The organism is Myxococcus sp. NMCA1, from assembly GCF_026810205.1.
GTDB classification, from domain to species: domain Bacteria; phylum Myxococcota; class Myxococcia; order Myxococcales; family Myxococcaceae; genus Myxococcus; species Myxococcus xanthus_A.
Genome location: NZ_CP113950.1, coordinates 7,726,878 through 7,752,062, shown reverse-complemented (window position 1 = coordinate 7,752,062; position 25,185 = coordinate 7,726,878). Strand labels below are relative to the sequence as shown.

The 25,185-nt window shown below is 68.8% G+C and carries 25 protein-coding genes and 1 pseudogene; 5 read left to right on the top strand and 21 right to left on the bottom strand.

Annotated features, from left to right (window positions below; all coding sequences use genetic code 11):
• Window positions 1-45: 45 nt before the first annotated feature.
• Together OZ403_RS32065 and OZ403_RS32060 are read right to left on the bottom strand one after the other, a co-directional pair.
• Window positions 46-876 (bottom strand): metallophosphoesterase family protein, encoded by an 831-nt coding sequence (locus tag OZ403_RS32065; protein ID WP_140799847.1) that lies wholly within the window; start codon window positions 874-876, stop codon window positions 46-48.
• A 20-nt stretch (window positions 877-896) separates the two neighbouring features.
• Entirely contained in the window at window positions 897-1,256 is a 360-nt protein-coding gene (locus OZ403_RS32060) for a response regulator (protein ID WP_237077610.1), read from the bottom strand.
• Between the two features lie 140 nt (window positions 1,257-1,396).
• On the opposite strand from OZ403_RS32060, the gene OZ403_RS32055 reads away from it, so the two are divergent.
• Window positions 1,397-1,762, top strand: a complete 366-nt coding sequence (locus tag OZ403_RS32055) for a helix-turn-helix transcriptional regulator (protein WP_140795076.1) — start codon at window positions 1,397-1,399, stop codon at window positions 1,760-1,762.
• Window positions 1,763-1,791: 29 nt separating this feature from the next.
• Here OZ403_RS32055 and OZ403_RS32050 read toward each other — a convergent pair whose 3' ends face one another.
• Complete coding sequence (locus OZ403_RS32050) at window positions 1,792-2,997, bottom strand: DUF790 family protein (RefSeq protein WP_268782527.1); 1,206 nt, start codon at window positions 2,995-2,997, stop codon at window positions 1,792-1,794.
• A gap of 1 nt (window position 2,998) precedes the next feature.
• A complete protein-coding gene (locus tag OZ403_RS32045) occupies window positions 2,999-4,378 on the bottom strand; it encodes a DEAD/DEAH box helicase family protein (protein WP_140799845.1) in 1,380 nt (459 codons plus the stop codon).
• 105 nt (window positions 4,379-4,483) lie between these two features.
• Between OZ403_RS32045 and OZ403_RS32040 the strand changes: the two genes are divergently transcribed.
• From OZ403_RS32040 to OZ403_RS32030, 3 genes are all read left to right on the top strand, one after another.
• On the top strand, window positions 4,484-4,933 hold the full coding sequence (locus OZ403_RS32040) for a DMT family transporter (RefSeq protein WP_140795073.1): 450 nt from the start codon (window positions 4,484-4,486) through the stop codon (window positions 4,931-4,933).
• A 13-nt stretch (window positions 4,934-4,946) separates the two neighbouring features.
• Window positions 4,947-5,354 carry a response regulator gene (locus tag OZ403_RS32035; protein ID WP_140795072.1) on the top strand — a complete coding sequence of 136 codons (408 nt, stop codon included), beginning with the start codon at window positions 4,947-4,949 and terminating at the stop codon, window positions 5,352-5,354.
• A gap of 821 nt (window positions 5,355-6,175) precedes the next feature.
• A complete protein-coding gene (locus OZ403_RS32030; RefSeq protein ID WP_140795071.1) occupies window positions 6,176-6,778 on the top strand; it encodes a hypothetical protein in 603 nt (200 codons plus the stop codon).
• 15 nt (window positions 6,779-6,793) lie between these two features.
• On the opposite strand, the gene OZ403_RS32025 is transcribed toward OZ403_RS32030, so the two are convergent.
• The 5 genes from OZ403_RS32025 to OZ403_RS32005 all read right to left on the bottom strand — a co-directional run bounded on the left by OZ403_RS32025 (window position 6,794) and on the right by OZ403_RS32005 (window position 10,655).
• Window positions 6,794-7,780 carry a hydrolase gene (locus tag OZ403_RS32025; protein ID WP_268782526.1) on the bottom strand — a complete coding sequence of 329 codons (987 nt, stop codon included), beginning with the start codon at window positions 7,778-7,780 and terminating at the stop codon, window positions 6,794-6,796.
• A gap of 55 nt (window positions 7,781-7,835) precedes the next feature.
• Window positions 7,836-8,183, bottom strand: a complete 348-nt coding sequence (locus OZ403_RS32020) for a YkgJ family cysteine cluster protein (protein WP_140795069.1) — start codon at window positions 8,181-8,183, stop codon at window positions 7,836-7,838.
• Window positions 8,180-9,322: a hypothetical protein gene (locus OZ403_RS32015; RefSeq protein ID WP_140877147.1), complete on the bottom strand. Its 1,143-nt coding sequence runs from the start codon at window positions 9,320-9,322 to the stop codon at window positions 8,180-8,182. Before OZ403_RS32015 ends, OZ403_RS32020 begins: the two co-directional genes overlap by 4 nt.
• Before the next feature lie 21 nt (window positions 9,323-9,343).
• Window positions 9,344-10,300, bottom strand: a complete 957-nt coding sequence (locus OZ403_RS32010; protein ID WP_268782525.1) for an N-acetyltransferase — start codon at window positions 10,298-10,300, stop codon at window positions 9,344-9,346.
• Window positions 10,301-10,376: 76 nt separating this feature from the next.
• Window positions 10,377-10,655: a hypothetical protein gene (locus OZ403_RS32005; RefSeq protein ID WP_140856936.1), complete on the bottom strand. Its 279-nt coding sequence runs from the start codon at window positions 10,653-10,655 to the stop codon at window positions 10,377-10,379.
• Window positions 10,656-10,904: 249 nt separating this feature from the next.
• On the opposite strand from OZ403_RS32005, the gene OZ403_RS32000 reads away from it, so the two are divergent.
• Complete coding sequence (locus OZ403_RS32000) at window positions 10,905-11,897, top strand: DUF481 domain-containing protein (RefSeq protein ID WP_140795066.1); 993 nt, start codon at window positions 10,905-10,907, stop codon at window positions 11,895-11,897.
• A gap of 80 nt (window positions 11,898-11,977) precedes the next feature.
• Here OZ403_RS32000 and OZ403_RS31995 read toward each other — a convergent pair whose 3' ends face one another.
• From OZ403_RS31995 to OZ403_RS31940, 12 genes and pseudogenes are all read right to left on the bottom strand, one after another.
• Window positions 11,978-12,433, bottom strand: a complete 456-nt coding sequence (locus tag OZ403_RS31995; RefSeq protein WP_140795065.1) for a cytochrome C oxidase subunit IV family protein — start codon at window positions 12,431-12,433, stop codon at window positions 11,978-11,980.
• Between the two features lie 14 nt (window positions 12,434-12,447).
• The gene (locus tag OZ403_RS31990) at window positions 12,448-13,116 is read right to left on the bottom strand and encodes a cytochrome c oxidase subunit 3 family protein (protein WP_140795064.1); all 669 of its coding nucleotides are present in this window, start codon (window positions 13,114-13,116) and stop codon (window positions 12,448-12,450) included.
• On the bottom strand, window positions 13,106-14,776 hold the full coding sequence (gene ctaD, locus OZ403_RS31985; RefSeq protein ID WP_140795063.1) for a cytochrome c oxidase subunit I: 1,671 nt from the start codon (window positions 14,774-14,776) through the stop codon (window positions 13,106-13,108). Before ctaD ends, OZ403_RS31990 begins: the two co-directional genes overlap by 11 nt.
• A pseudogene (gene coxB / locus OZ403_RS31980) lies at window positions 14,760-15,807 on the bottom strand (cytochrome c oxidase subunit II). Before coxB ends, ctaD begins: the two are co-directional and overlap by 17 nt.
• Window positions 15,804-16,685, bottom strand: a complete 882-nt coding sequence (locus tag OZ403_RS31975; protein ID WP_268782524.1) for an SCO family protein — start codon at window positions 16,683-16,685, stop codon at window positions 15,804-15,806. Before OZ403_RS31975 ends, coxB begins: the two are co-directional and overlap by 4 nt.
• Before the next feature lie 36 nt (window positions 16,686-16,721).
• Entirely contained in the window at window positions 16,722-17,177 is a 456-nt protein-coding gene (locus tag OZ403_RS31970) for a hypothetical protein (protein ID WP_140795060.1), read from the bottom strand.
• On the bottom strand, window positions 17,174-18,418 hold the full coding sequence (locus OZ403_RS31965) for a hypothetical protein (protein WP_140795059.1): 1,245 nt from the start codon (window positions 18,416-18,418) through the stop codon (window positions 17,174-17,176). The genes OZ403_RS31970 and OZ403_RS31965 overlap by 4 nt, the downstream gene beginning before the upstream one ends.
• Complete coding sequence (locus OZ403_RS31960) at window positions 18,415-19,008, bottom strand: c-type cytochrome (RefSeq protein ID WP_140795058.1); 594 nt, start codon at window positions 19,006-19,008, stop codon at window positions 18,415-18,417. Before OZ403_RS31960 ends, OZ403_RS31965 begins: the two co-directional genes overlap by 4 nt.
• Window positions 19,005-19,550, bottom strand: a complete 546-nt coding sequence (locus OZ403_RS31955) for a DUF3341 domain-containing protein (RefSeq protein ID WP_011556030.1) — start codon at window positions 19,548-19,550, stop codon at window positions 19,005-19,007. Before OZ403_RS31955 ends, OZ403_RS31960 begins: the two co-directional genes overlap by 4 nt.
• A gap of 5 nt (window positions 19,551-19,555) precedes the next feature.
• Window positions 19,556-20,995 carry an NrfD/PsrC family molybdoenzyme membrane anchor subunit gene (gene nrfD / locus OZ403_RS31950; RefSeq protein WP_011556029.1) on the bottom strand — a complete coding sequence of 480 codons (1,440 nt, stop codon included), beginning with the start codon at window positions 20,993-20,995 and terminating at the stop codon, window positions 19,556-19,558.
• A 3-nt stretch (window positions 20,996-20,998) separates the two neighbouring features.
• Window positions 20,999-24,193, bottom strand: coding sequence for a TAT-variant-translocated molybdopterin oxidoreductase (locus tag OZ403_RS31945; protein WP_140858554.1), 3,195 nt, complete (start codon window positions 24,191-24,193; stop codon window positions 20,999-21,001).
• Window positions 24,190-24,852: a cytochrome c3 family protein gene (locus OZ403_RS31940; RefSeq protein ID WP_140795057.1), complete on the bottom strand. Its 663-nt coding sequence runs from the start codon at window positions 24,850-24,852 to the stop codon at window positions 24,190-24,192. Before OZ403_RS31940 ends, OZ403_RS31945 begins: the two co-directional genes overlap by 4 nt.
• Window positions 24,853-25,185: the final 333 nt, after the last annotated feature.

Genomic DNA, 25,185 nt, shown 5'->3' with positions numbered 1-25,185 from the left:
GCCCCGGGTGCTCCGCTTCACGCGGCGCCCGGGGCTTCGCGTTTTCTACGGCGTGGGGCCGGGGAGGATGACGCGCAGGCAGCTCTCCCACGCGTGCACGCCCCGGTACTTCCACTGCACGGGGTAGCCCAGCGACACCTCTTCGAAGCGCACGCCGTCACGCCACAGCGTCGCGGGCATGTGGAGGTGGCCGGTGACGACGACCTCCGCGCGGTAGCGGGTGTGCCAGTCCTCCGTCTGCTTCGTCCCACACCAGATGGAGAAGCGGGGGATGCGCGGCAGCCGCACGTGCTCGTAGCGCAGCGGGTAGTGGTTGATGAGGACGGTGGCGCAGCCCGGGGGCAGGGCGTCCAGCCGGGCCCGCGTGGACTCGACGCGCGCGGCGCACCAGGCGGAGCGGCTGGCGTGGGGCTCGGGGTGCAGCAGCACCTCGTCGGTGCACAGCAGGTCATCCTCCCAGGCCCACTCCAGCGCCTTGTCCGCGGGCACATGGTCCGGGCGGAACGTGTAGTCGTAGCCCAGGAACATGGGGACGATGACGCGCTCGGGGCCAGGGCCGGGCCAGCGGGGGTAGGGGTCTTCCGGCGTGAGGGCGCCGTAGCTGCGGCACAGGCTCACCAGCCGCTGGTAGCGCGCCTCCCCCTTCAGCTGCGGCTGCTCCGACGGCATGGTCCACAGCTCATGGTTGCCGGGCACCCAGATGACCTGGCGGAAGCGCTGGGTGAGGGTGCTCAGCATGAGCTCCATCTCCGCCAGCGTCTCGCCCACGTCCCCCGCGACGATGAGCCAGTCCTCCGGATGGGCCGGAAGCGCCTGGAGCGCCAGGCGGTTGTCGTTGTGGCGCAAGTGCAGGTCGCTGATGGCGTAGAGCTTCATGGCGCGTCGAGGGGGGCACCTTAACGCGGGCTTCCCATTGACGCCGCACAGATGCCCAGCATCCGCAGCAGGGCATGCACCTCCGAGGGCGGCGCGGCGCGGTCCATCCAGGTGATGTCCCGCGCCAGGGGCGGCATCACCGCATGCAGCGCGCAGGCGGTGCGGGGGTGGCGCGCGCGCACCTGCTCCAGCAGCTCCAGCCCGTCTCCGTCCGGGAGCAGATCGCCCGTCACCACCACGGACGGCGCTTCTTCCTTCACGAGCGCGAGGGCCTCCTCCACGCAACGGGCGAAGCGCTTGCCGCCGGGCAAATCCCTCACGAGACGCCGCAGCGCCGCGAGTGAACGTGGGTCTTCGTCCACGAACAAGAAGGTCAGCATGTTCTTCGCGCCAGCAGGGTGAGACCTGTGTGGTTGGCCAAACGCACGAGGTTGCCTACCTACAAGACTACTCAGGAAGTTCTTGGATGCCAACCTCTCAAGTCATATCGACATGTGCGGACCCGCTAGGTTAACGACCCATGGAAAAGACTCTCGCATCCCGCCTTGGCGGAGCGGCTCGCCTTGCTCGGACCCGCCTGAACCTGACCCAGGCCGACGTGGCGGAGCGCATTGGCATCGCGAGCGAAGTCTATGGCCGGCTCGAGCGCGGCCACATGCTGCCGAGCATCCAGACGTTCCGCCGGCTGTGCACGGTGCTCTCCATCTCCGCGGACGAGGCGTTGGGCCTCAAGCCGGTGCAGGAGGTGAAGTGGGCCGCCGAGCCGCCCAGTGACTACGGCGAGTCCGCCGAGCTGCGGCGGCTCATGCGACGGGCCAAGCAGTTGGACCGGACGTCCATCCGGATCCTCAGCGTGCTCGCGGCGCAGTTCAAGTCGCGCGGCTGACGCACGTCCGCGGCAGGCGAGCGCATCGCTCACCGCCCGGGCTCCAGTTTCGCCAGGCGCTCCCGCAGCTTGCGCGCGGAGGGAAAGCCGTTGAAGAGCACCACCTGCGGGTGGGCCTCCAGCGTCTCTCGCTCGACGGCCTCCTTGGCCAGCGCCCGGTCCACGCCCAGCAGCAGGCCCGCGTCCGGCCGCGAGCGCAGCTCCGTCAGCCTCCGGGCCAGGGGCGCCGCATGCCATGCGTGGAAGAGCTCCAGCGCGACTTCTCTCTTGGACGCACGGTGGCGGAAGGTGAGGTCCGGCACGCACAGTCCGGAGGCGCCCACGTGCCGGGGCAGGGGCGTGAGGTCCAGCTCCCAGGCGTCATCCATGAAGCCCTCCGCGAGGGAGGCCACTTCCGGAGGAATGTGACCCAGTGCGGCGGGTAGGGGCGAACGCAGCGGGTCCTTGTGGCTGAGCATCAGCGTGGCCTGCCGCCGGGAAGGTTCCACGGTGGCGGTCAGCTCCCAGCGCTCCAGCACCGGCACCACGGACAGGAAGGTCGCCAGCTGCAGGCCGTACTTCTTCTGGAGCGCCAGCATGGCTCCGGGGCCCTCCACGTCGAGCGCCCAGTTGTCGTCGTCGCGCCACACCTCGGCCACCAGGCGGCAGAACTTGAGCCACCGGAGCACCTTGCGCACGCGCAGCAGGTCCGGCGCCTGGGCTCGCAGGCGGAGGCGCCGTGCGGACAAGAGGGGGCCCTGCGCCAGCGCCAGGTTGTAGCGGTCCAGCAGGTCCTGGGCGTCCAGTGCCTCGCCGTCCCAGCCCACCAGCCGGCGGTGGCCGGGCAGGTCCGAGTACAGCGCCTCGCGGGCCTCGGCCAGGGGGACGGGGAGCGTCTGGGCCAGCCGTGCCTCGAAGTCCTCCACCGAGGCGTCGGGCGGCAGGGCGCGCAGGACCTGCCCCGCCGCTTTGATTCGCTCCCAGCGGGCTTCCGTCACGCCGGGCGCGGGCTCGTCGAAGAGGAGCCGGTCCAGCACCAGCTTCACCAGGCCGCGTGCCACCTTGGGCTTGGTGAAGGCGCCGGCCTTCAAGCCCAGCGACTCCTCGATGTCGTCGCGCTGGCCGCCGTGCGACGCTGCTACCTCCGCGCGCAGGTCCTGGGCGAAGGTCAGCAATTCCGCGTCATCGCGCTTGACGAAGACGGGGCGCAGGACGCCCTGGCGCACGCGGAAGTTGAGCAGCTCGCGTGTCAGCATCTCAGCCGCCCTCCTGATAGGCGCCGTGCTGGCGTCGCCGCTCGCTGATGCTGCTCTCCGCCGTCTGCGCGGAGCACACCTCGTACAGCAGCGCGCGCTTCCCCGGCCGTTTGCGCAGGATGCGCCCCAGCCGCTGCACGTGCTCGCGCACGCTGGCGCTTCCGCTGAGCACCACGCCCACGCGCGCCTCGGGCACGTCCACGCCTTCGTTCAGCACGCGCGAGGTCAGCAGCACTGGCAGTTCCCCGGAGGCGAAGGCCGCCAGCAACGCCTTGCGCTCGGGCACGGGCGTGTGGTGCGTCAGCGCGGGCAGCAGGAAGCGGCGCGCCAGCGTGTACACCGTCTCGTTGTCGTCGGTGAACACGAGGACACGGTCGTCCCGGTGCTCCAGGAGGATGCGCCACATCACCTCCTGCTTGCCGCTGGACGTGAGCGCAATCCGCCGCTGCTCGCGGTAGGCGCGGTACGCCGCGCGGCCCTCGTCGCTGCGCTGGCTCTGCGCCAGGAAGCGCGCCCACCCGTCCGGCGCGGAGAGCGGCACGCCCAGCCTGCGCACGAAGCCCAGGTACAGCGCGCGCGCCGTGTCGTAGCGCGACTTCTCGTCGGGCGTCAGCGGGACTTCCACCCGCTTCACTTCGTAGGGCGCCAGGTATTCACCCTGCAGCTCCCGGATGTCCGAGCGGTGCACGCGGGGGCCCAGCAGCTCCTCGCAGACGCGCTCGCCGCCATCGGCGCGCTCCAGCGTCGCGGTGAGGCCCAGCCGGTACGGCGCCAGCGAGCCCTCCGCGATGAAGCGGTAGCTGGGCGCGGGCAGGTGATGGCACTCGTCGCACACCAGCAGGCCGAAGCGGTTGCCGTGGAACTCCGTCTGCATCGCCGCGGAGTCGTACGTCGTCACCGTCAGCGGCTGCCGGTCATTCACGCCGCCGCCCAGCAGGCCCACCGGTACGGAGAAGTGGCGCGCCAGCACGCCCTGCCACTGCGTCATCAGGTCCAGCGTGGGCACCACCACCAGCGCGGGCCGCTTCACGTGGGCGATGGCGAGCACCGCCAGCAGCGTCTTGCCCGCGCCCGTGGGCAGCTCCACCAGGCCACGTCCGCCCGCGCGCGTCCACGCCTCCAGCGCCTGTTGCTGATGCGGAAAGGGTTGGATGGGCGAGGTGAGCGGCAGCTCCAGCGGCTCGAAGCGCTTCGCCTTGTCCTCGTAGGGGATGCCCAGCTCCCGCAGCCGCAGCACCGCCTCGCGGTAATGCCACGCGGGCGCGCGGTAGACGCCGGTGCGCCCGTCCTTCTGGAAGAGGGCCCGCAGGCGGGCATCCTCCGGCAGCGTGGGCGCGACCAGGGTGCCGCAGTCGAAGTGGAGCTCGGTGGGCGACGGCATCGGCGTGTAGGGACCTAGCCGGTCATCCAGGGTTTCGCCAGTCTCATCGAAGACGTGGAGGGTAGGCTTGCAGGTAGGCGCTGTTCACGGTACCCAGCGCGCCGCATGCGTTTCATCTCGCTCGTTCCCATGCTGTGTGGCCTGGCGGTCGTGGCTCAGGCCGGTCTCAACCGTCGCTTCGCGGGCCAGTGGGGCCTGATGAGCGCCGTGCTCCTGAACATGGTGGTGGCGACAATGGCCACCTTCGTGGTGTACCTCGTCGTGCGCACGGTGCCGGGGCTCTGGCCGGAGGCCGCGGCGGGCCAGGGTCGCTTGAGTGGCTTCACGCCCTGGCACCTGTTGCCGGGCCTGTGTGGCGTCATCATCGTCCTGGGCATGCCCTGGGCCTTGAGCCGCCTGGGCGCGGTGCAGTCCGTCCTGCTGCTGATGGCGGCGCAGCTCCTCACCAGCCTCGTGTGGGATGCGATGGTGGAAGGCCGCCCCGCGACGTTCCCCCGGGTGCTGGGCTCCGGGCTCGCCTTCATGGGGGCCGCCATCGCCGTCTGGAAGGGCTAGATTCAGCTGCAAGATGCGCCGAGTCCTCATCGTCAGTCCTCATGCTCCTTCGCGCGAGCTGTTGCGCCGTATCCTCGAGGCGCCGGACCTGGCCATCTCCGTCACCGGGGATGCGGACGACGCCTTCTCCTCGCTGACCTCCCGTCCTCCCGCGCTGGTGGTGGTGGACGTGCGCCGCCCGGATGAGGACCACCCGCTCTTCCTGGGCTTGCTCCGCAAACGTCACCCGACGCTCCCCGTCATCGCGCTCGTCCCTGGCAGGCTGCGCATCTTCGATGGGCGGCACGAGCGGGTGCTCGAAGCCCACGGTGACACCGCCGAGTCACTCCATCAGATGCTCGTCTCGCTTCAGCAGGCCATGCACGAGCTGCTTGCCCAGGACTCGCTCCGGCTGTGGCGCCCACCTGTCGGGCGCGCCTGAAGGGCTTCGTCGTCGCTTCGACAGTAGACCGGTACGCCGGGACAGGCCGTTCGGCCCGCGAACGTAGTTTTTTCCGGCCGCCGTCCAGCTTCGCGTCCGCCCCTGGGTTCCATGCCTTCGTAAGTGGCTGAAATGATTCGTATTCCGTGCTCCGGCTGGCACGGCACGGCGAATGCTATGGCGTTGGGCACGGTGCGACGCGGGCCGGCGGATGGGGATGGTTGGCGGGTGTGGGAAGCCGGTGCGGGTTGCAGGAGCGGGGACGGAACTGGGGCGGCGCCTGGAGTGGGGAGGCGGGCCTCGGTGGGATGGGGGAGAAGGACGGCGCGGCATGGCGGCGCTTCGTTGGGGACGAGGGCGGCGGCGGACGTGGCGGCAGGGCCTGGCTCGCGGTGGGACAGGGAACAGGTCGGCGGATGGGCGGACCCTGCCGCGCTTCGTGGGGGCGGAGCGCGGCGGGTTCGCGCCAGCAGGGCGGGGCATGACGGATTCTGGGGGAGCAGGACGGGGGGCGTGACGGATGGGGCCGCGGTGCTTCGTGGGGGCGGAGCGCCGCGTGGGCTCGACGGCATGGCGAAAAGGGGCGCGGGTTCCGGTGAGGTGGGGGCTTCCCGGAACCCGTCGCGTCTTTTCCCTCGCTCGCGGTTCAGGTGCGGCGGTGGAGCAAGGCTCCCGCCCGGCGCTGACCAGGCGGGCAGTCAGGGTACTCCCGGGACGCGAATGCAGGGTGGCGAGTGAGCAGTAGCATCACCCGAGAGGCCAGTCGTAGCGGCGGGGTGGGAGGACGGGCGGGACGGGGCATGCGTCAAGGGAGGCCGGGCATGGGGGTGGTATCCGCGCTGGCGGCGGTAGGGGTGCTGCTGACGACACAGACAGCGTCAGCTTCGGGGCCCCAGCGGCGGACCCAGGACCCGGAGCGGATGGCTCCTTTCGGCTTGATGCTGGACGCCAGCGCACCCGAGGGCGCGGGCCTGTCACTCTCCTTCCGGCCCACGCGAATGCTCCGGCTCCACGTGGGCGGCACGCACAATGGTGTCCGTCCCGGAGCGCGCGTGGGGCTCACGTTGCTGCCCTGGAAGGGCCGCCTGACGCCCGCGCTGACGCTGGAGGCCGGTCATGCGCGTCCCGCGAATGGTGAAGGCCTGGAGCGGCGCATCGTGGACCGCACGCAGATGCCCATCCATTCTCTGGAGCGTGTGGGCTACTCCTACGCGAGCGCCCTGCTGGGCTTCGAATGGCAGGCCCCGAAGCGGCTGACCTTCTTCGTGCGCGGCGGCTTCAGCATCATGCGGCTCTACAGCCCTGGCATCGTCGGCGTGGACGAGCAGTTCCGCGACGCGCTGGAGCCCGCGAACTTCCACGGCTGGAGCCTGAGCAACATCGAGCCCACCGCGAAGCTCGGCATCCTGTTGTCCTTCGGCTGAGTCGAGGCCGCTGCCTCAGGCCGTGCGCGGATGGGCCAGCACCGCGTCGAAGAAGGCCAGCACTTGCGCCTCGGCCCAGAAGTGGGGCCGGTGCACGTGGCCGCCGACGAAGCCGACGTGTCCACCGCGCTCCGTCACCACGATGCTCAGGTGGGGATTGTCGGCGGCGGCGGGCGGGATGACGGGCGTCTCCAGCATCGGGTCGTCCGCGGCGCTCAGCAGCAGCGTGGGCCGGCGGATGGCGTGCAGCCGTGGGCCGGCGGAGGACTCCGCGTAGTAGTGGGCGGCGTCGCGGAAGCCGTGCAGCGCGGACGTGACGGCGTCGTCGAAGGCGCGGATGGTGCGCGCCGCCTCCATGGCCCGGCCGTCGAAGGACTCCGGGAAGTGGCGCAGCTTGTCGCGCGCCTTCTGCTTCAGCGTCCGCAGGAAGCGCTCGCGGTACAGCCGGTGGAAGGGGCCACCCGCGTCGAGCTTGCGGCAGCAGGCGCTCAAGTCATACGGCGCGCTGACGGACGCGGCGGCCTCCACGGGCGCGTCGTCGCCCAGTGTCTCCAGCGTCCGGCACAGCACGTTGGCGCCCAGGGAGAAGCCCACCGCGAACAGCGGGCCGGTGACGCGGGCGCGCGTCTCGTTCAGCACCCGGAGCGCGTCATCGATGTCGCCCGAGTGGTACGAGCGCGCCAGCCGGTTGGGCTCGCCACTGCATGAGCGGAAGTTGAGCGCGGTGGCGCCCCAGCCCCGCGTCTGCGCACCTCGCAGGATGGCGGTGACGTAGCCCGCGCGGGACGAACCCTCCAGGCCGTGCAGTGCCACGACGTGTGGCGCGCCCGCCGCGCCGTCGAAGGTGTCCAGGTCGACGAAGTCGCCGTCCGGCAGCTCCAGGCGCTCGCGTCGCAGCGTGGGGGCCCGGGTGGGGCGCACGAGCGAGGCGTAGATGGTCTGCGCATGCTCGTTCGCCAGGCCGGGCGCGGGCACGAAGGGCTGGGTGGGCTGGAATCGCACGGCCGGGGGATAACGCCCGTGCGCGGGGACGACAAGCGCTCTTGCCGCCAGGCGCCTAGTCCTTGGCGCCTCCAGGGCGGGGCAGGGCGGCCAGGCGGCGGGCCATGCGCATGGAAGCACAGCCCTGCTCGCGTAGCGCCCGGGCCTCTGACTGGAGCCCGAAGAGGCCCAGGTACTTCTCCACGCGTTCCTCCAGCGTGGGCGCCTCGATGAGGGTGCAGATTTCGTCCGCCTGGTAGTCACGGCAGATGGCGGGCCGCTCCTCGTACACGCCGCAGAGGTTGTCCTCCTGCAGGTGCGGGCAGCGCAGGCCCAGCGGCTTGTCCAGCGCGGCGATGTCGGGCGCCACGCAGCAGGCGCCGCAGCGCGTGCACTCCACGGGCTTGGGGTGGGGGGCACTCACAGGGGCACGACCTTCTCCACCGTGCCCAGGTTCGTCACGGTGAGGCGCGCGCCCTGGCCCTTCTTCCAGACGAGAAACGTCCGTTCGTCCTCCGGCTCCAGCACGTGCTCGTGGGCGCCGTCGTCCTCGTAGCGCAGCCGCACCGTGTATGTCTCCTCGCGGCGCAGCCGGTCCGCGGCGCCCACGGCCAGTTCGGGCCAGCGCGGCGCATCGTCGGTGCCGGACGCCTCCCGGCGCGTCAGCGGCTTCCACTCATGGGTGTCGTAGGTGCACTGGTCGGCATACACGGGCTCCCGGCGGTAGCGCGTCTCGTTCTGGCAGTCCTCGTAGGACTCGCGGCAGTACTTCGTCACGTCCTCGCACACCTCTTCCATGAAGCCATTGCCCATGTCCTTGCGGCGGCACTTCTCCTCCGAGCCGCAGGCCACCTTGCGCGACTTCGTCCGGCACACCCGCTCCGTGCCGTCGGGGACGCGGCGGGTGCCCCGCTGGATGGACACGCAGTCGCGGATGTTGGCCACGCCCGCCACCTCGCCGGTGCCGTCAACGGGCAGGCGGGGCGTGACGGCGCGCAACTCGTTGCGCCAGCCCTGCTTCGTCACCCGGGTGAAGCGCTCCTGCACCACGGTGCGCTTCCAGGCCGTGCCCGTCACCTCGCCGGGAAACTCATGCGTCTTGTTGGCCCACAGGCCGAAGACGCCGGACCCGAGACAGCAGAGGAACAGCGAGCCCAATGCCAGGAGCACCGGTGCCTTGCGCTTCGGCTTCGCGGGACGTGGCGGCGGCAGTGGTGGGGGCTCGTCGAACGCCTGGCGTGGGGCGGCCTTCGCGTCGTCGGTGCGCTCGGCGCCGCAGTGCTTGCAGCGCGTCGTGTCCCCCCGCGTGGCCGCGCCGCAGAAGGCGCAGAACCAGTCCTCTCCCGCCTTGGCCAGCTCCAACACCGCCGCGTCGGTGACACCCTCGCGCAGCGACTTCCCGCTGGCCGGGTCCACGCCGCCGAAGTCGAACTCCGACTCCTTGCCCGTCAGCTCGCGCGGGTTGTTGCACTGGGGGCAGCGCTTGTGCCGGGCGCGAATCGACGTCGTGTCACACGAGGTGCAGTTCCACGTGCCCTCGATGATGCGGGTTCTGCGGGCCATGCGCGCATCCTAGCCGGACGCTCACGCCCACAGCGCGCGAGCGAAGGGGATGTCCGCGGCGGCGGGCAGGCCCGCGCGCAGGGGGCGCACCATGGGCAACGAGCCATCCCGCGCCTCGCGGCTGGCTTCGGGAAGCCGGGCCACCCACGGCATGTTGCCCGGCTCCTCCCACAGCACCACCTTGGACAGCCCGGCCTTGTGGGCCTGGGCCCCCGCGGCCTCCAGCAGCGCGGCGGCGTCGTCCTCGGAGCGCGCGTCCAGCATCAGCACCACCAGCTCTCCTTGGCGGGCCATCATCGCCCACAGCGCCGTGGACGCGCCCACCACCGCGCCGCAGGCCCGGGGGCGGGGGCGGCGCAGCAGCTCCGCGTAGATGCGCTCGCGCTCCAGGTGCCAGTCCACCTGCGTGGCGTCCGGCCACAGGTAGAAGGGCACCTCTGGCCGCCGCATCCGCTCGAGCGCCGAGGGCACGTCCGCGTCTTCCAACAGCGCGTCCACCTTGCGAATCACGGGCCCATTGCCCACCGGCAGGTGCCAGTCCCATGCGGGGACCTCCTGGTAGCCGGAGCGCCGGTAGATGCGGGCGCCCACGTCGGAGTAGAGCACGGCGGCCTGGGCGTCCGGCTCCGTGCGCTCCAGTTCCGCGGCCACCTGGTCCATCAGCCGCGTGGCGTGGCCGTGTCCGCGCAGGGCCGCCTCGGTGTAGACGCTGGCGATGACGAAGCTGTCGCCGCGTGTCGTCTGACAGTCGGGGCCGCGCAGGTAGCTGGGGGTGCGGAACGTCTCGCACGAGGTGAGCACGCGGCCGGCGTCGTCGCACAGCAGCCAGGTGCGCATGGTGTCCTGGCTCCACGCATGGGCGCGCAGCCGCTGCTCCCGCTCGAGAAACTGCTCGACGGTGAGGGGCGAGCCCCAGGCCGTATAGGTGTGGCGGTCCCTGTCGGCTTTCTGTGCTTCGTTGGCGACGACCAGATGCATGGCGGGGCAGGGTAGTCGCGCGCGCGACGCTTCGCAGCAGCGCTGGAGGGTTCTTGAGGCCTGCCTGCCTTCCGCCTTACAAGCGCACGGCGTAGGGGACGCGGAAGTGGAGCTGAAGGTAGGCCTGTCCCACGTGGAAGATGCCGTCGCGCAGGCGCTCGGGCAGGCCCAGTCCTCCCAGTTCCTGCGGGACGTAGAACGCGGACTCCCAGCCCACGCCCAACAGGAAGCTCTTGGAGAGCTGGAGTTCCAGGTCGATGCCCACCTCCACCGGGACGGTGACTTGCTGGGCGGAGGCCGCGGCGGGGGCGAGCAGGGCGCAGAGCAGCAGGAGCGGAGCGGGGCGCAGGGGCATGGGCTTCCTCGAGGGCGTCCCGGAGACTGGAATTCTTCGCGCCTTTTCTTTCAAGAGCCGCCTGCGAAGCGGTTGGAACGGACCCACCCGGTGCGGCGGCGCGGGGCGTGTCCGAATTCGACCATTAAGGCATTGAAGCGTGGCGGGCCTTTGAAGCAGGAAGGGGGCTGCGTCGGCATCGGGGGGGAACACAGGACTTCCGCACCCGGACTCAGGCTTTTTTGCCGGCGTCGTTGACCTGGAGACCCGATGCTTTCCGCTGCCTTCTTGATTGCCACGTCCCTGCAGGCCCAGACGCCTGCGCCCGCTCCCTCCACGCCGCCGGCTCCCGCCGCCGAGACCGCGGCCGCCGCGCCCCTCAGCGTGGAGGAGCGCGCCGCCGCCGCCGCCGAGCGCGCCGCCATCGCCGCTGAGCGCGCCGCCGAGGCCAGCGTCCGCGCCGCCGAGGCCGCCGAGCGCGCCGCCGCCGTCACGGCTCCGCCCCCGGCCTCCGCGCCCGAGGCTGCCCCCGCCACCGACAAGAAGCAGGGCGAGTGGGACGTCACCGTCGGCCTGGGCCTCATCTCGCTGACGGGTAACGCCTCCACCCTGACGGTGAGCGGCCTGGCCAGCGCCCAGCGCACGACGGACAACTGGATCTACGCCATCAAGTCCTACGGCTCCTATGGCCGCAGCCGTCCGCCCGAAGTCACGGGCGAGGAGGCCGTGTCCCAGGTGGTGGCGTTCAACGCGGGCCTGGAGCTGCGCGGTGACCGGCGCTTCACCGAGGTCATCAGCGGCTACCTGCTGGCGGGCGCGGAGACGGACCATGTGAAGAGCGTGGAGTCACGCACCTTCGGCGAAGGCGGTCTGGGCGTGCTGTGGTGGGACGAGAAGAAGGAGAAGGGCCGCGAGTCCTACCTCCGCACGGACGCCGCCTTCCGTTACGCCAACGAGACGCGCTTCCAGTACTACCCCACGCGGTTGAACCTGCCGGACGTGGACCTGGGCGGTCCCCGCTTCGGCGCGGTGTTCCGCTACGGCCTGGCGCAGAACGTCACCTTCAAGGAGGACGTGGAGGTGCTAGTGAGCGTCATCGGCGACTCGCGCATGCTCTTCAACAGCCAGACGCAGCTGTCCGTGGGGCTCACCAAGCAGCTGTCGCTGGGCACCAGCTTCCTGGTGAAGCACGACAGCGCGCCGCCTCCGGGCAAGGTGTCTACGGACACCGCGCTGGCGCTGAACTTCGAAGTGATGCTGTAGCCCGCAATAGCAAAGCGGCGCCGGGGATGTCCCTCGGCGCCGCGTGCTGGTGGAGTGGGGCGGTGGCCGCCCCGACCGCCTTACTGCTTGGGCGCGCCGGACTCCTCGCCCATCTTCCCTTCCTTGCGGATGCCGCCGCCGTAGCGGCCTTCCTCGGCGTCCGCGCCGATGTCGATCGCCTGCAGGTCGCTGTACGTCGAACCCGGAGGCGTGGCGCCGCGGAAGCGGGTGCCCAGGTCCACCAGCGGAATGGCGAGCATCAGCACCACGAAGATGATGGAGACGGCGAACACCAGTCGGTTGGCGCCGCGGTGGTCAATCAGGTGCATGAAGTAGAGCAGCACCAGCGCGCCCTTGGTGGAGGCGATGACAAGCGCCAGCACCAGGCCCCACGTCGGGATGTGGATGCCGCCGGTGGCAACCGTGACAAACGTCAGCACCAGCAGCAGGCCCCAGATGAGCCAGTAACGGCCCGCTCCGTGGTGCTCCTCGCGCATGTTCTGTTCTTCTTGCCGGGATTCGTTGGCAATGCCCATGGTGGAGGAACCCTTCAAACGAGGTACAGCATCGGGAAGAGGAAGATCCACACCAGGTCGACGAGGTGCCAGTACATGCTGCCCAGCTCGACCATCGTGTAGTTGTTCGGCCCGAAGTCAGCCTTCTTCAGCGCGCGGACCATGGAGAAGGCCAGCACGATCATGCCGATGACGACGTGGATACCGTGCAGGGCCGTCGCGCAGAAGTAGACCGTGAAGTACAGGGGCACGCCCGGAAGCTGGATGCCCTCGTACGAGTAGAAGCGGCCCGGCAGCGTGCCAATCTCGAACTTGTGGTGGTACTCGAAGTACTTGATGACGAGGAAGCCGACGGCCATCACCAGGGTGAGGGCAATCTGCACCGCGACCATCTTGTTCTTCCCCTCCTTCGCGTAGTGCACCGCGAGCGCCGCGGTGAGCGAGGAGGTGATGAGCACCACCGTGTTGATGGTGCCCAGCGTCAGGTCCAGGCTGCGGCTGGCGGCGGCCCACGCCTCCGGGAAGAGGAAGCGGTAGACGCCGTAGCAGATGAAGAGGCCGGCGAAGAGCAGGATTTCCGTCGCCAGGAACAGCCACATGCCCAGGCGCGCGGCGTGGTTCTGCACCTCGAGCGAGGCGAAGTGGCCGGCGAGCCGGGGGACGGGCACGGCGGCGCCCCCGGCGGCGTGAGAACTAGACTGCATCGGGCACCTCGGCCTTCTTGGGGTCCACGTAGAAGTGGGGCTCCTCCGGGAACACCGGCTGCGGCCCCACGAAGTTGTGGGTCGGCGGCGGAGACTCGGACAGCCACTCGTAGCCCTTGCTGCGCCATGGGTTCTTGCCGGACGCCTTGCCGTAGATAAGGGCGTACGTCAGGTACATGGCGATGATGATGAACCCGAACGCCAGCAGCGTCGCGCCGGCCGTGGAGGCCACGTTCAGCGCCTGGAAGCGCTCCGGGTACTCATAGTAGCGGCGCGGCATGCCGTTGTTGCCCAGCAGGAACTGGGGAATGAACGTGGCGTTGAAGCCCAGGATGATGAGCGCCGCGGACACCAGACCCCAACCCTCGTGGTACGTGCGCCCGAACATCTTCGGGAACCAGTAGTGGAGGGCGGCCAGGAAGGCCATGATGGTCGCGCCCACCATGATGAAGTGGAAGTGCGCCACCACGAAGTAGGTGTCGTGCCAGGCGACGTCCAGCGACACCGTGCCCAGCGCGATGCCCGTCATGCCACCGAACACGGTGAAGAACAGGAAGCCGCAGAAGTAGGCGAAGGGCGTCTTGAACTCGACCGCGCCCTTGTAGACGGTGCCCACCCAGTTGAAGACCTTGATGGCGGTGAACACGCCCACCAGCATGGTCAGCACGCCGAACAGGCCGCCCGCGAAGGTGGACTGGCCGGACACGAACATGTGGTGGCCCCAGGCGAAGAAGCCCACGAAGGCGATGCCCAGGCTGGAGTACGCCACCGCGCGGTAGCCGAAGATGTTCTTGCGGCTGTAGGTCGCGACGATCTCGCTCATCACGCCGAAGGACGGCAGCACCATGATGTACACGGCCGGGTGGCTGTAGAACCAGAACAGGTGCTGGAAGAGCACCGGGTCGCCGCCGCGCGCCGGGTCGAACATGCCGAACCCGAACAGGTTCTCCACCGTCACCAGGACCAGCAGCAGGCCGATGACCGGCGTGGCCAGCACCTGGATGCAGCTGGTGGCGTAGATGGCCCACACGAACAGCGGCATCTTGAACCAGGTGATGCCCGGCGCGCGCATGGTGTGGGTCGTCACGATGAAGTTGATGCCCGTGACGATGGAGCTGAACCCGATGATGAACGCGCCGAACAGCACCGGCGCCACCGTGGTCGTCGTGTGCGCGCTGTACGGGGTGTAGAACGTCCAGCCCGTGTCCAGGCCGCCGTTGAGCATGCCCCACAGCGCCAACACCGCGCCGGCCAGGTAGATGTAGAGTGACAGCAGGTTCAGCCGGGGGAAGGCCACGTCCTTGGCACCCAGCATCAGCGGCAACATGAAGTTGCCGAAGACGGCGGGGATGGCCGGAATCATGAACAGGAAGATCATGACCAGGCCATGGAGCGTGAACGTACGGTTGTACGTCATCGCGTCCATGATGGTCGGGCCCGGCGTCAGCAGCTCTACCCGGATGAGCAGCGCGAAGATGCCGCCCACGAGGAAGAACAGCAGGACCCAGAACAGGAACATGAGCCCGATGCGCTTGTGGTCGACCGTCAGCAGCCACGATTTGATGGTGGTGCCGTCGACCAGGTAGCTCGGGTGGTGGTCGTGATGCTCCTCGGGCGCGGGGGTGGCGCCCGGGGCTGCGATGCTACTGGATGGCGTCATAGGCGGGTCCCTCGGAGGCGCCCTCACGGACGTTCGGAGTGCGAAGCGACTTGATGTACTCGACGATGGCGGCCGTCTCCGGGCCCTGCAGCTTGCCCTGGTAGGTCGGCATCACGTTCTGGTAGCCCGCCACCAGGTGGGCGCCCGGGTCCATCATCGACTGGGTGATATAGGCCTCGTCCACGCGGATGGTCTGCCCGTCCTCGAGCTGCTCCACGCGGTCGTACATGCCCAGGAAGGTCGGGCCGATGTGCTGCGAGCCGTCCACCGAGTGGCACTTGAGGCAGCCCTGCGTGCCCGCGAGCACCTGGCCCTGCTCCACCATGCGCGCCACCGGCGGCACCAGGGAGTTGTCCGCCAGCGCGTCCTGACGGTCCTGCAGACGGCCGCGGCGCTGCTCCTGGATCCAGTTTTCGTACTCCTCCTGCGGGAGCACGACGACCTCGGCCAGCATCTTCGAGTGCGACAGGCCGCAGTACTCGGTGCACAGCACCTGGTACGTGCCCGGCTTGGTCGCCTCGAACCAGATCTGCGTGTAGCGGCCCGGGAGCGCATCCATCTTGATGCGGAAGGCCGGCACGTAGAAGGAGTGCAGCACGTCACGCGAGGTGATGAGCAGACGCACCGGACGGTTCGCCGGCACGTGCAGCACGTTCACCCCCGTTGGGGCCCTCCGGGTAGGAGAACTTCCACATCCACTGCTTGCCCATGACGTAGACATCCATCGAGTCCTTGGGCGGCGTGGTGACCCACGTGAAGTCCCGGAACCCGATACCGAACCAGGTCAGGAAGAACACGAGGGGAACGGAGACGAAGAGGAACTCCGTCTTCAGGGTGGGGACGATGTACTCCGTCGCCTGCGCCGGGAGGCGGCGGCGGTAACGGAAGAAGAAGAACAGGGCCGCCATACCGACCGCCGTTGACATCACCATCGTCGTACCCACGACGAAGTGATGCAGCGTGTCGATGCGCTCCGCGAACGTGGACGCGGCCTCCGGGAGGAACAGGATATTGTTGAGAAGCTCGCTCATGCCGCCGCGCCTTTCTTCAGCTCGCGCCTCCAGAAGTAGATCAGCATCGTCGCCAGGACGGAGAACACGGCTATGCCGCCCAGGCGGATGAACCCGAAGATGTAGAAGCCATACCGCCGACTGGCGGTGTCATACTTGAAGCAGGACAGGATGATCTGATCGAAGCTGGTACCCACGCGGCCATTGGCCGCCTCCAGCAACGCCAGCTTCATGTCCGAGGGGGGAAACGTCGTCCCGTAGAGATACCGGGAGATGCTGCCTTCCGGCGTGAGCACGTGCACTACGGCCGCGTGGGCGTACTGCTTCGTGCTCTCGTCGTAGGTGTACTTGAAGCCAAGGGCGTCCGCGAGCCGGCGGATTTCCGCGTCCGTGCCGGTCAGGAAGTGCCAGGGGGCCGTCTCCGGCTTGCCCATGGACTGCAGGTGCCGCCGCCGCCGCTCCAGGCTCTGGGCAGGCGTGTCGTCAGGGTCGATGCTGACGGTGACGGCTTCGTAGTCCTTGCCCAGCTCGAGCCCGAGCTCCTTCATGGACTGTACCTGGGCGTTGAGCACCAGGTTACAGAGCATGGGACAGTTGTAATAGACGAGCGTCAGCAGGGTGGGTCGCGCCTTCGGCACCACGTCGCCCAGGCGCACATCGCGCCCGGAGGCGTCGAGGAAGCGGGTGTCCATGGGCACCAGCTCCCCCAGATGCTCCTGCACGTCCACACCTTGAATGGGGGGCGGCAGGTCCTGCTGTGCCTCCAGGATGGCCCGGGGCGTCTTCCCGGCACCTGGCATGGCCAAGGCCGGCACCGCGACGGCCAGCACCAGCGCCGCCGCGGCGAGGAAGCCCGCGCGGCAGGCGCGCGGAAGGATGTAGGAGCGGGTGGACATCATTGCAGGACGGCTCTTACGACAGGGGAGCGGTGAAGGCTACTGCTGCGGTGCCGGAGGCGTCTGCCCGGGAGCGGTCTCCGGGGCGGGCGTGGGGGGCGGGTTGCGCTTCTGCTCGATGACCGTCTTCATCGCGGCGTCGATGCCGGGGTGCTGCTTCACCCCCGGCTGGTCACCCCAGCCGGCGCGCAGTGCCCGGTCCTGGCCGCTGATCTTGTCCTCGGCGTGCCAGTCCTGCTCGAACAGGCGCTGGTTGACGATGCCCACCTCGTACTGGCCCATCGCCGCGGGACGCGGCGGCGGACCCTCCGGTTGGATGTCGGCCATGGTCTGGACCTGAATCCACCAGGCCCAGACGATACCCACCCCGAAGATGAGGAGCGAACCCACGCCGATACCCACCACCTTGCCCATGACCAGGTGGTCTTCTTCCGCCGCCACGCCGTGCGCGCCGACGATGACGCGCGACTCGAGCTCAACCTGGGTCTTCTTCATGGCTGCACGTACCTCAAGGACTCGGCGATGTAGGGGTCCTTCACCGTGAGCGTGTAGTGGCCACGCGCCAGGAAGAGGGCGAAGCCCACCGCGATACCGCCCACGCCGAAGAAGGCCGTGAGCAGCGACCAGTGGAACGTCGGGCCCGCGTCACCGGTCAGCGCCGGCCACACCAGCCAGTACAGGTCCACCGCGTGGATGATGAGCAGGTACATGGCCACCACGGCCAGCTTCCGAGGCTGCAGCTTCAGCTTGCGCGACAGCAGGATGCCGAAGGGCAGCAGGAAGTGGAGGAAGAACAGGGCGATGGACATCGGCCGCCACGGGCCGAACATGCGCAGGCCGTACCAGGGCGCCTCTTCCGGGATGTTCGCGATCCACACCAGCATGAACTGGGAGAAGGCGATGTAGGCCCAGAACGCGGTGAAGGCGAGCATCAGCTTGCCGAGGTTGTGGAAGTGGTCCGGCTTCACGACGCTGCCGTAGAGGTCCTTGCCCTGGGCGTTCACCGTGACGATGGTCAGGATGCAGAAGGCCGCCAGGAAGCTTCCGGCGAAGTAATAGACGCCGAAGATGGTCGACTGCCAGAGCGGCGTGAGGCTCATCAGCCAGTCGAAAGAAGCGAACGTGATGGTGAGGGCAAGGAAAGGCAGCACACCCGGAGAGAACTTGCGCTGCTTCACCGTGAAGTCGAGTCCACCCTCGGTGTCCTGCTTCAGGCTCCACGACCGCAGCCGCCAGGCCGCGAAGCTCCACACGCCGAAGTAGATGATGTGGCGAATGCCTACGCCGGGGGGGAAGGAGAGGTGGTTGTTCAGGTAGCCATGCTGCTTGTGGCTCAGGTGCTCCAGCTCCAGGCTGGAGTAGCCCTTGGTCAGCGCGGAGCCTTCCCACCAGGGGTAGAGGTAGGCGGCCATGGCCAGCAGCGGCAGGGCCAGCACGAAGAACACCGGAATCACCGCGGAGGCCGTCTCCATCGTCCGGCGCAGCACGATGAGCCACTTGGCCTTCGCCGTGTGGAAGATGGCCTGCATGATGAGGAAGGCGACGCTGATGCCCACCCAGTAGGTGAAGCCAATCAAATAGGCGTGCGCCGTCTCACCCTTGGCGTCAGTGGCGAAGAAGCCACCCAGCGTGGCCAGGAGGCAGAGAATGCCCACGGCGAACGCGGGCACCATGAGCTTCGGCGTGCCGGTGTACGGCCCGAAGCTGGTGTGCGAGTTGGTGACGGGGGGACTCATCGGTTCTCCTGCGGAACGGGCTGCTGGCCGTCCGTGCGGGTATTGCGGGCCGTCTGGAGTGCGCGGACGTAGGCGACCACGGCCCAGCGCTCGCGCAGGTCGAGCTCACCGGAGAAGGACGGCATCACGCCGTAGCCCTCGTTGATGGCCACGTAGAAGTGGCCGTCCGACTTGCTCTCCAGGTCCAGCAGCGAGGGAGGCAGGCGCAGGGCCATGTTCTCCGCGACGATGCTGTTTCCATCGCCGAGCACGCCGTGACACTGCGAGCAGACGATGTTGTACTTCTTCTGACCCAGGGTCAGCAGGTTCTGGTCCACCGTGATGGGCACGTGGGCCACCGGCTGGCCGGCGCTGCGGCCGGTGAGGGCCACCTGGCGCTGGGTGGGGTCCTTGAGCTCGGGGAGCTTGTCGAAGCGCTCACGCGGAACCGTGCCCACGGGAGGCGTGCGCATGGCGCGACCGTCCGCCCAGAAGTCGGACGCCTCGTAGTACTCGTACTTCGCCTGGTGCTCCATGCGCTGGAGGAACTCCGAGCTGACGTTGCAGCCCGTGAGCGTGGCGAGTCCGGCGGCGGGGATGAGCCACCTCATTCCTTCTCTCCCGTGACGAGGGTCACCTGGGTCGCGCCCAGGGCCTTGAGCTGATCCATGACCGGCGCCGCGTCCGTGCCCGTCGCCTGGGGCACGCTCAGCCAGTAGCCGTGCGTGGAGGCGGTGCGGAACTCCTCGGACTCGAAGACGGGGTGGTACGGCTGGGGCAGGCGGCTGAGCCCCAGCAGACCGAAGAAGATGCCGAAGGCGGCGAACAGCACCCCCAGCTCGAACGTGATGGGCACCCACGCCGGCAGCGACAGCAGCGGGCGACCACCGATGTTGAGCGGGTAGTCGATGGTGTTCATCCACGTCTGCATGGCCAGCGCTGTGGCCACGCCCGTCAGACCGCCGCACAGGGCGATGAAGGGCACGCGCGAGGGCGGCAGCCCCAGGGCCTCCGACCCGCCGTGCAGCGGGTACGGAGAGTAGGTGTCCATTCCCTCGAAGCCCTTCTCCCGCATCTGGCGGGTGGCGGTCACGAGGGCGTCCGGCGTCGAGAACTCCGCCAGGACCCAGGAATCGAGAACGGTGGCTTCCATGGCTCTTAGTGAGCTCCGTGGGTGAGGGTGCCGGCGCCGGCAAGCGCATCATCAGAGCCGTGCTGGTGAGCGGCGTGCTTGAGCTCGAGCTGGAGCTCCTTCACCTCGCTGATGGCGACCGCGGGCACGAACTTGAGGAACAGGAGGAACAGGGTGCCGAACAGGCCCAGCGTGCCGATGTAGATGGACCAGTCCACCCACGTCGGGGTGTAGATGCCCCAGGAGGACGGCAGGAAGTCCTGGCTCAGCGAGGTGACGATGATGATGAACCGCTCGCACCACATGCCGATGTTCACCGCGATGGACGCCACCCACATGATGGCGATGTTGGTGCGGCACTTCTTGAACCAGAAGATGTTCGGGGTGATGACGTTGCAGGCGATCATCAGCCAGTACACGCCGGCGTAGGGGCCCGTGGCGCGGTTCACGTAGAAGGTCCAGAGCTCGTACTGGTTCTGCGAGTACCAGGCGACGAAGTGCTCCATCAGGTACCCGTAGGAGACGAGCAGGCCCGTCGCCAGGATGACCTTGTTCATGTTCTCCAGGTGGCGGTCCGTGATGACGTCCCGCAGACCCAGGTACTTGCGCGCCGGGATGATGAGCGTGATCACCATCGCGAAGCCGCTGAACACGGCGCCGGCCACGAAGTAGGGCGGGAAGATGGTGGCGTGCCAGCCGGGCAGCAGGGAGACGGCGAAGTCGAACGAAACGATGGTGTGCACGGACACGACGAGCGGCGTGGAGAGGCCGGCCAGCAGCAGGTACGCAATCTTGTAGTTGTGCCAGTGCCGACCGGAGCCGCGCCAACCGAGCGCGAACAGGCCGTAGATGGTCCGCTGGAGCTTCGTCTTGGACGAATCACGCAGCGCCGCCAGGTCCGGGATGAGGCCCACGAACCAGAAGAGCGCGGACACCGTGAGGTAGGTCGAGATGGCGAACACGTCCCACACCAGCGGCGAGCGGAACTGCGGCCACGCGCCCAGGGTGCTGGGGTAGGGGAACAGCCAGAAGGCGAACCAGGGACGGCCGGTGTGCAGCAGCGGGAACAGACCGGCGCACATGACGGCGAACAGCGTCATGGCTTCCGCGAACCGGTTGATGCTCGTGCGCCACTTCTGCTGGAAGAGCAGGAGGATGGCGGAGATGAGCGTACCGGCGTGGCCGATACCGACCCACCAGACGAAGTTGATGATGTCGAACGCCCAGCCGACAGGCTGGTTGTTACCCCACACGCCGATACCGCGGGCCAGCGTGTAGGTGACACCGATGACGAGCAGGCCCAGGGCGCTGAGCGACAGGCCGAAGAGCATGAACCAGCCCTTGCCCGGCTTGCGCCAGACATGGTCCAGCAGCGTCTCGTTCAGGGTCGCGTCGTCATGGTGCGGCGCGACGAGGGGTCGTGGCTCGAGCGGGTCGTGATACGTGGTGGAAGCAGTTTCAGCCATGGCTTAGTGGCTCCCTTGGTTCGCAGCGGCGGGCGCGGCGGGCTCGAGGGCGGGGTTGGGATTGCGGACGCGGATGAGGTGCGCGGTGCGCGGGCGGGTGCCCAGCTCGTGGAGCAGCTTGTACGCGCGCTCGTCCTCATGGAGCTGCGTGACGCGCTGCTGCGGGTCGTTGAGGGAGCCGAAGGTGATGGCCTGCGTGGGGCAGGTCTGCTGGCAGGCCGTCTGCAGCTCCTTCTCATTGATGACGCGCTTCTCGACGCGGGCGTCGATGCGCACTCGCTCGATGCGCTGGACGCAGTACGTGCACTTCTCCATCACGCCGCGGTTGCGGACGGTGACGTCCGGGTTCATCAGCATCTTCTCGGTGGCCGTCTTGTCCGCCGTGTAGTGCAGGTAGTTGAACCGGCGCACCTTGTACGGGCAGTTGTTCGAGCAGTACCGGGTGCCGACGCAGCGGTTGTACACCATGTCGTTGAGGCCCTCGTCCGAGTGCACGGTGGCGTTCACCGGGCAGACGTACTCGCAGGGGGCCTTCTCGCAGTGCACGCACATCACCGGCTGCATGACCATCCGGGGGTCGCTCTCGCTGCCCTCGAAGTAGCGGTCGATGCGCAGCCACTGCATCTCACGGCTGACGGAGACCTGCTGCTTGCCCACGACGGGGATGTTGTTCTCCGCCTGGCAGGCAATCACGCACGCGCTGCAACCGGTGCAGCGGGACAGGTCAATGGCCATGCCCCACTTGTAGCCCTGGGGGTTGCTGGGGCCCTTGTTGTAGTCGAAGGCCGGCAGGTTGTCCTGGACGCCGAACTTCAGCTCGCTCTTGACGCGGTGGAGCGTGTGCTGCGTCGCGATGGACGGGTTCTTCAGCTCGGACAGCGGCATGTCCAGCGCCAGCGGGCGGTTCTCCATCCGCCAGTGCGTCTGGGTCAGGCTGAACTTGTAGCTGCCGCGCACCTTGGTGAGCGTGGCGCCGCCGTCGAACCAGGGGGCCTTCACGGTGCGCACCGCGTTGGCGTTGAAGCCCACCGCCTTGGCCACCTGTTCGTGCAGGCCGTCACGGCCGTAGCCCAGCGACATCGTCACGGTGTCGTCGGCGTGGCCCGGCGTAATCCAGACCGGCACCGTCAGCTTGCGGCCGCCGTAGGTCAGCTCCGCCAGGTCACCGGGCTCGAGGCTCAGCCTCTTGGCGGTCTCCGGGCTCAGCAGCGCGGCGTTGTCCCAGGTCATCTTGGTGATGGGGTCCGGGAGCTCCTGCAGCCAGGAGTTGTTGCCGAAGCGGCCGTCGAAGATCTTGTAGTCGTAGACGAAGTTGATCTCGAGCTCGCTCGTGGCGGGGGCCGTGTAGCCCGTCACCAACGCGGAGGCGGCGCCGAAGTCCGGGGCGCCCTGCGCCGGAGCGGCCTGCGTGCCGGGGATGGCACCGTCCGACACCCAGCTCTCCCAGCGGGCCTCGAAGTCACCCTGGCCCTCGGCCCGACCCTGCCAGTAGTCGCGCAGCATCTGGTACGCGGGGCGGTAGGGCTCGTCGAGGAACATCGCCAGCAGCTCGGACTCCGGCACGCCGTTGTAGAGCGGCTGGATGAGCGGCTGGGCAATGGCCACGGTGCCGTCGAACGAACGGCCGTCGCTCCACGTCTCCAGCGGGTGCGTCGCGGGGACGAACCAGTCGGCGTACTGGCTGGTCTCGTCCTCGTAGAGGCCCGTGTAGAGAACGGTGAGGTTGCCACGGTTGGAGTTGGTCGCCGGGTCCAGCAGCTCCTTAAGACCCGTGTCCGCCGGAACCGAGAACACCGGGTTCCAGCTGGTGATGACCAGCGTGTCCACGCGGCCCGCCGTGATGTCCTCCACCAGCGCGCGGACCTGGCTCAGGCCCTCCTGCTCCGCGATGGACGACTGCACGTACTTCACCGTGGTGCCGGTGTTGCCCAGCGCGGCGTTGATGGCGTGGGCCAGCGCGTGGACCGCCGCCGGCTGACGCTCACCCGCGACCACCAGGGTGCGGCCCGGACGCGCGGCGCGCAGGTCCGCGACGACCGCCTGAACCCAGGCGTTGTGGTCCGACTTCAGCGACGCCTTGTTGGCGGCGGCGCCAGCCAGCGAAGCGGCGGGGCCACCCACGGCCTGGGCCACGGCGGCGGCGACCGCGAGCACGTCCTGCGACTTCACGCGCAGGCGGTGGTCGGCCATGCCGCCGGTGATGGAGAAGCGGGCCTCGGCCACGTAGAGCCGGTTGAGCGGACCGTTGTTCGGGTCGCGGCGGTTGGCGAACTGGCGCGCGTAGCCCAGGTTCTCCGGGCGGCTCTCCAGGAAGTCCGCGTCCAGCGACAGGACGATGTCCGCCTGGGCGAAGTCGTAGATGGCCGAAACAGCCTGGCCGCCGAAGAGCGCGCGGGCCGCCTCGTCCTGCGTGTCGTGCGTCTGCGCGGTGTAGCTGTGGAAGCGCGCGTTCGGCAGCTTCTTCAGGATGCGGTTGCGCAGGTCGCCGGTCAGCGGCGAGTTGCCGGGCTCGGACAGGAAGCGCACGCGGCTGCCACCGTCACCGGCGGAGGCCTTGTTGGCGCGGTTGACCAGTTCCTCGCGCAGGGCGCGGAGGGCGCGGGGGCTCTTGCCCTGACGGAGCACGCGGGCGCGGCTCGGGTCATACAGGGACAGCAGGAACGCCTGCTCCCAGGGGCCGGCGGCGCCCTGGTTGACCGGGTGGTCCGGGTTGCCCTCGATCTTCACGGGGCGACCCTCGCGGGCGGTGATGAGCAGACCGGAGGTGTGACCGGCCAGCGTCATACCGGACGCGTAGTGGAGCGGGTTGCCCGGGACGAGCTCGGGAGGCGTCTTGGTGTACGGCAGGAGGCGCTCATCCACCGGGCGCGTGCTGCACGCGGTGGCGCCGGCCAGCGCCAGCGAGGCACCCAGCAGGTGCATGAACTCGCGGCGGGCGAAGCCGGTGGGAGCCAGGTCCGCGCCGACGGGGAACTCCGGACGCGTCTCCTCCAGGTAGTCGGGCGTGCCGAGCTTCTCCTCCAGGCTGCGCCAGTACGTCTGGCCATAGCCGGGCTCGGAGGGGGCGGCGTTGGCGGCTGCGTGCTCAAGCGCCTCGCCGACAACGTCGGACTTGGCGGCAGGCCGGTCCGTGACGACCGGGAGCGCGAAGGAGGAGGGGGTATCCTGCGACGGGGCGCCGTCGCGCTTCGTGTTCATCGGTGGCATGTGGAGCAGCTCTCGCGCGAGTGGACGTCGTACGCTTCTGCCAACTGGCGGCCAAGCTCAGCGGCCTTGGCCTTGTCTTCAGGCGGGGTCCACGTCATGGACGTGATGAACTCCGCCGGACGCAGGTGGGGCTCCGGATTGCGGTGGCAATCCAGGCACCAGGCCATGGTGAGCGGCGCGGCCTGCTCCACGGCGGCCATCTGGTCGACGCGGCCGTGGCAGGTGGCGCAGCCAACGCCCTTGGCCACGTGGATGGAGTGGTTGAAGTAGACGAAGTCCGGCAGGTTGTGCACGCGGACCCAGGGGATGGGCTGGTCGGAGAAGAACGCCTTGCGGACCTCGGTGAGGTACGGGCTCTTGTTCCAGACCTGTGCGTGGCAGGACATGCACACCGTGGTGGAGGGGATGCCCGCGGAGGGCGAATCCTCGACCGACCAGTGGCAGTACCGACAGTCAATCTGCTCATCACCCGCGTGGTGGCGGTGATCGAACTCGATCGGCTGTTCAACGGGCCGCTGCTGGCCAGTGACGTACGGCGAGCGCACGTAGGCCATGAGACCGCCGATGCCGATGGCGGGCACGGCAAGGAGCGCCGCGGCGGACAGCCGCGACACCGTGTTCGTCCAACGTGGGAAGAGAGGGCCGCTCATACCTGGACCATGGGCAAGGGGGCTTCGACAACAGCACTCGTGAAGGGAACGAAAGGCGAGGCGTGGGCGTTACCGGGCACGGGGAGCGGAGGGGCGTTCCCGGCCCCAACGGGGCGGGTGGGCGGTGGCTCCTGGCGCACTGAAGGCGAAGCGGACACGTCCAACGAAACCTCTATTAGTAATGCCGTGGGCGGGGCCCTCCTACTCTCCCTGCCCTAATGCGGCGCGGGACCATCGGGCATCGACACGGCAGTGTCAACCATTCAGATGTGGCGGCACGGGGATACCACTTCCTCGCGCGAGGGCGGAAAGTCGCGGTCGCGCGGTGATGAA